The sequence below is a fragment of the uncultured Phenylobacterium sp. genome (assembly GCF_902826855.1).
In the GTDB taxonomy this organism is placed as follows: Bacteria; Pseudomonadota; Alphaproteobacteria; order Caulobacterales; family Caulobacteraceae; genus Phenylobacterium.
The window spans coordinates 1-6,290 of record NZ_CADEGK010000241.1; the positions used below are offsets into that span (position 1 = coordinate 1).

Genomic DNA, 6,290 nt, shown 5'->3' on the forward strand with positions numbered 1-6,290 from the left:
CACGGCGGATGCGTACCTCCAGGAGCGGCTGCGGGAGATCAAGCTGGCGTAGCTTCCTCACCCCCGAGACGAAGTTCGGGGGGCGAGGAAGCGAACGGCCGTCGCACTCACCCTACCAGCCGCAGGCCTCCCCCTTGTTCTGCTTGGTGAGCCAGGCGTCGAGCGGCTTGAAGTAATCGGCCACGGCGCTGGCGTCGGTCTTGGTCTCGCCGGTGAAGACGGCCAGCGTCTGCGGCCAGGGCTGCGACTGGCCCAGCTCCAGCATCCGGTTGAACTTCTCGCCCACCGCCTTCTGACCATAGATCGAGCACCTGTGCAGCGGCCCCTTCCAGCCGGCCTGCTTGCAGGCGGCGCGGTGGAACTGGAACTGGTAGATCCTGGCCATGAAGTAGCGCTCGTAGGTGGAGCTGGCCGCCACGTGATACTTCGCGCCGGGGTCGAAGGCGTCGGACGGCCGCGGTCCGGGCGGCGCCAGGCCCTGGTACTTGAGCCGTAGCGCCCACCAAGCGTCGTTATACTTGTCGGGCCCGACAGAGCCGTCGAACACCTGCCAGCGCCACTTGTCGACCAGCAGGCCGAACGGCAGGAAGGCGATCTTGTCCATGGCCATGCGCAACAGGAACGGGATGTCCTGGTCGGCCCCCGGCGTCTGGTCGGTCAGGCCGATCTGCTGAAGGTAGGTGGGGGTCGCCGCCGAAAGCGCGGCGAAGTCGCCCGTGGCCTCGTGGAATCCGCCATTCGCGGAGCCCTGGAACAGCACCGGCTGGGCCTTGTAGGCCCGCTGGTAGTAGTTGTGGCCCAGTTCGTGGTGGACGGTTTGGAAGTCCTCGGCCGTCACCTTGGTGCACATCTTAATGCGGATGTCGTCCTTGTCGTCGACGTTCCAGGCCGAGGCGTGGCAGACGACCTCACGGTCTCGCGGGCGGGTGATCAGCGAGCGCTTCCAGAACGTCTCCGGCAGCGGCGCGAAGCCGAGGGAGGAATAGAACGCCTCGCCGGTCTTCACCATCTTGACGGCGTCGTAGTCCTTGGCGACCAGGAGCTTGCCGAGGTCGGGGCCGGGCGCGAAGCCTTTGGGCTCCACCACGTCGTAGATATTGCCCCACTCCTGCGCCCACATGTTGCCCAGCAGGTCGGCCCGGATCGGGCCTTTGCGCGGTTGCACCGCCTCGCCGTACTTCTCGCTCAGCCGCGCCCGGACGTAGCAGTGGAGGTTGCGGTAGAAGGGCTCGACCTGGGTCCACAGCCGGTCAGTCTCCGCCGTGAACTCGTCGGCGCTCATGTCGTAGCCCGAGCGCCACAGCGCGCCGGCGTCCTTGAATCCCATGCCGCGCGCGCCCTCGTTGGCCAGCGCCACCAGCTTCGGGTAGTCGGCGCGCATCACCGGGGCGGTCCCGTGCCAGCCTTCCCAGACCGCCTTGAGCTCCGCCGGGTCGCGGCTGGTGCGCAGGATGTCCTCGCCGTCGTTCAGAGTGAGGGGCTTGCCCTTGTACGTGAACTTGCCGGTGGAATATGTCGAATTGAGCTTGGTTGAGAGGCCCGCCAGTTCCGCCGCCGCGCCGGGCCGGTCTGGCGCCGGCAGCGCCACGTAGAGCTTCAGCAGCATCAACTTGCGGGCCGTCACCGGATCCAGAGCCACGCCGTTGAAGCGCGCGGCTTCCTTGGCCAGCCGGGTGAGCAGGGTTCCGGCTTCGGCGTTGGCCTTGGTCTCGAGCCACTGGGTGTCTTCGGTGATGAAATTGGCGCGCACCCAGGCGGCCCGGGCGGAGAAGGCGCGCGCGGTCGCGATGTCTGCCTCCGCGCGTGTGATGAAGGCCTTGGCGTCGGCGGCGGAAGGCTGGGCCGGGGCCTGAGCGCCAGCCGGACCGGTGGCCAGCAGAGCGATCGCGGCGCTCGCAGCCAAGAATATTGATTTCATTGATATTCCTGCGCGTGGTTGGGGCCGCGGGCCCGCCGCGGCGTGTGCCGGATGCAACGCATCGAAAACCTTCATCGTCAAGCGGGGCCGCCCCATTGACGGCGGGCCCCGCGCAGCCTCCATCATCACCGTAATCAAGGCCAGGAGGGCGTCATGTCGCTGGGCGGCGGGTCGGATCCGGACGGATCTGCAGCGTCCTGGCGCGCCCGGCTCGTGCGGCTGACCGCCGCCCGCCTGCCTGTCGCTGTCGCCGCCCTCGTCGCGGTCGCGGCCTTCGCCGGCGGCGTGGTCGCCACCAGGGTCGTTGAGGCGCCCAACGTGGCTTCGGCTTCCGCCGCGGCCGAGCCCGGCAAGTCCGTCTGGTCGCTGTTTGGCAAGCCCCGCGCCGCTGACGCGCGCCGCCGCGGCATCCCCCGGCCCGCCGGCTTCGCCGTCTGGCGCTCGCGGGTCGACGTGGCGGGCGCCCAGCCGCGGGCCTGCATCCAGATGAGCCGTCCGCTCGATCCGGCCAGAGCCTATGGCGACTTCGTGCTGATCTCGCCGGAGTTGGAGACCAAGCCCGCCGTGACGGTGAAGGGCGACGAGCTTTGCATCGCCGGCGTCGGCTTCACCGACCGCACCGTCACCCTGCTGAAGGGCCTGCCGGCGGCCGGCGGCGCGACCCTGGCCCAGAACGCCGACGTCGCCTTCAACTTCGGCGAGAAGCCGCCCTACGTTGGCTTTGCCGGCCAGGGCGTGATCCTGCCGCGCGAGGATTCCGACGGGATTGGCATCGAGACCGTGAATGTCACGCGGCTGTCCATCGAGGTCTGGCGCGTGGTCGACCGCAACCTCGTCCGCAAGTCGATCAGCGCGCCCGACCCCACCGGCGAGGGCGAATACGCCAGCGACTACGGCGACGACAGCCCGCGCGGCGAGGGCCGGCGGATCTGGAAGGGCGAGATCGCGGTGCGCGGCGGCCAGGGAGACCGCGTCACCACCGTCTTCCCGCTGGGCGCGGTGCTGAAGGAGATGACGCCCGGCGGCTACCTCATCAAGGCCAGGGACGCCTCCGGGGCCAAGGGCCTGAAGGCCGACCGCGGTGAAGACGACTACGACGACAATCCGCCCGCCCAGGCGCGACGCTGGGTGATCTTCACCGATATGGCGCTCACCGCCTACGAAGGCTCGGAAGGGCTGGACGTGGTGGTCCGCTCGCTGAAAAGCGCCAAGTCGTTGCCGGCCCTCAAGGTCGCCCTTGTCGCCCGCAACGGCGAGACCCTGGCCGAGGCCCGCACCGACGCCTCGGGCCGGGTGAAGTTCGACCGGCCGCTGCTGGAGGGCGAGGGCGCCGGTGATGCGCGCATGGTGATGGCCTATGGGCCGCAGGGCGACCTGGCCGTCATGGACCTCGAGCGTGCGCCCGTGGACCTGTCGAAGCAGAATGTCGGCGGGCGCACCGCCGAGGGCGCCGGCGGCGGCGTCGATGCCTATCTCTACACCGACCGCGGCATCTATCGGCCCGGCGAGACCGTGCGGCTGAACGCCCTGCTGCGTGACCGCGAGGCCCGCGCGATCAAGGACCGCAAGGGCTACATCGTCGTGCGTCGGCCCTCCGGGGTGGAGCTGATCCGCTACAGCTTCCAGAAGCTGCCGTTCGGCTCGGCCGCAGCGAGCGTCGTCCTGCCCAAGAGCGCGCCGCGCGGCCGCTGGCGCGCCACCGTGGAGATCGACGGCATCGAGGCCCCGGCCGGCGAGACCACGTTCGCCGTCGAGGACTTCGCCCCCAGCCGCCTGGACGTCAGCGCCAAGGGCGACGAGCAGGTCCCTTTGCGCACGGATGAGATGCGCACGGTCAACGTCATGGCCCGCTTCCTCTACGGCGCAGCCGGCGCCGGCCTGCAGACGCAGGGCGAGGCGCGCCTGCGCGTCGACCCCGATCCCTTCCCGCAGTTCAAGGACTACCAGTGGGGCGACCAGCGGGCGCCGTTCCAGGAACAGTTCCTCGAACTGGAGACCACCGTCACCGACGGCGACGGCCGCGCCGTCCTTCACCTGCCGTCCCTCGCCGCGCACGGCAGCCCGCAGCCACTGGAGGCTGCCCTGGTGGCCTCGGTGTTCGAGCCTGGCGGCCGGCCCGTGCGCGAAGGCGCGACCTTCAAGGTGCGCCCGGCCGCATACTACCTGGGCGCCAGGGTCGACCAGGGGCTGGCTTCCGGCGGCGCCGACCCGGTGGTGTCGATCGACGTGATCGCCGCCGATCCCTTCGGCCGCCGCAGGGCCCAGGCGGGCGTGACCTACGCCCTGATCAGCGAGGCCTGGCGCTACGACTGGTTCCAGCAGGACGGCCGCTGGCAGTGGCGCCGCACCAGCCGCGACGTGGTGGTGCAGAAGGGGACGCTGAACATCCCCGCGAACGGCCCGGCCCGCCTCTCGCGCCGCCTCGGCTGGGGCGACTACCGCATCGAGTTGGCGGGCCCGGACGGGGCGGCCAGCGTCATCCGCTTCGCCTCCGGCTGGGGCGCGCCCGCCAAGGACGCCGACGCCCCCGACGTGGTCCGCGTGACCGCCGGGACCAAGCCCTACAGCCAGGGCGACACCGTCGAGATCACGCTGAAGCCGCCCTATGCCGGCGAGGCCCAGATTGCGGTCGCCACCGATCGGCTGGTGGACTTCAGGACTGTTTCGGTCGGGCCGAAGGGGGCGACGGTGCGGCTGAAGTCGTCCGCGGCCTGGGGCGGCGGCGCCTATATTCTGGTCAGCGTGATCCAGCCGCGCGATGCCGTCACCGCGCCGAAGCCCGGCCGCGCGCTCGGCGTCATCTACGTGCCGCTGGAGCCGAAGGGCCGCCGCCTCGACGTGGCGCTGGGGACGCCGGCGAAAGCGCACGCCAAGGACACATTGAACGTGCCGGTGACCATCAAGGGCGCGGGGTTCGCGGGCAAGGCGCGGGTCACCGTGGCCGCCGTGGACGAGGGCATCCTGCGGCTCACCAAGTTCGCCAGTCCTGATCCGGTGAAGTGGTACTTCGGCAAGCGCGCGCTGCGCGTCGACCTGCGCGACGACTACGGTCGCCTGCTGGACCCGAACCTGGGCGCGCCAGCCAACGTCAACTTCGGCGCCGACGAGATCGGCGGCGAGGGCCTCACCACCACGCCGATCCGCACCGTGGCCCTGTGGTCCGGGGTGATCGAGACCGATCGCCTGGGCCGCGCGACGATCAAGCTTCCGGCCCCCGACTTCAACGGCGAGCTGCGGCTGATGGTGGTGGCGTGGACCGACGACGCGGTCGGCGGAGCGTCGAAACCACTCACCGTGCGCGAGCCCGTGGTGGCGGAACTGAGCCTGCCGCGCTTCATGGCGCCCGGCGACCGCGCGTTCGCCACCCTGGAGCTGCACAACGTCGAGGGCCGCCCCGGCGACTACACCGCCCAGGTCACCGGCAAGGGCGGCTTCCTGGCCAGCCTGCGCCAGCTCTTCCGTCTGCCGCTGGGCCAGCGCGCCATCCAGCGCGTGGCCTTCGACGCGCCGCGCACCGCCGGCGTCGGCCAGGTGGGCTTCCGGGTCACCGGCCCGGGCTTCGCCACCGGCCGCGACTTCCCGATCCAGAGCCGGCTGGGCTGGGGGCGCATCACCCGCACCACCGCCGTGCTGCAGCAACCCGGAACCGCCTACGCGCCCAGCCGCGATCTGCTGGCCGGCCTCGCCGCCGGGGACGCGACCATGCAGGTCAGCTACTCGCCCTTCCGCGGCTTCGACCCGGCGCCCATCGCAGCAGCCCTCTCGCGCTATCCCTACGGCTGCACCGAGCAGCTGGTCTCCGGGGCCTATCCGCTGCTCTACGGCGCCGAGTTCGACCCGAAACTCAGACGCTCCAACGCCGGCCTCAACCAGGCGGTCGGCAAGCTCTTGGACCGCCAGAGCCTCGACGGCGCGTTCGGGCTTTGGCGGGTCGGCGACGGCGAAGCTGATCCCTGGCTGGGCGCCTACGCCACCGACTTCCTGATCGAGGCCCGGCGGCTCGGCGCGCCCGCCCCGCAGGCGGCCATCGACCGGGCGCTCACGGCGCTCCGTGAAGTCTCCCGCCCCGAGGGCTATTCCAACGTCTCCTACCGCATGGAGTACCCGGAGTGGTGGGCCGGCAATCCCGACGCCTCGCGCATCGCCACCCAGACGCTGCGCCGCCGCGCCTCGGCCTACGCCCTCTATGTCCTGGCCAAGGGCGGCAAGGGCGACCTGGCCCGCCTGCGCTGGTGGCACGACGTGCAGATGAAGTCGGAAGCCTCGCCGCTGGCCAAGGCGCAGATCGGGGCCGGCCTGGCGCTGATGGGCGATCGCGCCCGCGCCCACTCGGCGTTCCAGCAGGCCGTGCGTTCGCTGGGCTACAAGGAGC

Annotated in this window: 2 protein-coding genes; one reads left to right on the forward strand and one right to left on the reverse strand. The window is 70.9% G+C overall.

Features of this window, described 5'->3' with window-relative positions:
* Nucleotides 1–112: 112 nt before the first annotated feature.
* Nucleotides 113–1,918 carry a M2 family metallopeptidase gene (locus QZV94_RS22075; protein ID WP_293682028.1) on the reverse strand — a complete coding sequence of 602 codons (1,806 nt, stop codon included), beginning with the start codon at nucleotides 1,916–1,918 and terminating at the stop codon, nucleotides 113–115.
* Between the two features lie 153 nt (nucleotides 1,919–2,071).
* Here QZV94_RS22075 and QZV94_RS22080 point away from each other — a divergent pair.
* Nucleotides 2,072–6,290: alpha-2-macroglobulin (locus QZV94_RS22080; RefSeq protein WP_293682031.1), on the forward strand; the 4,219-nt coding region annotated here is incomplete at its 3' end.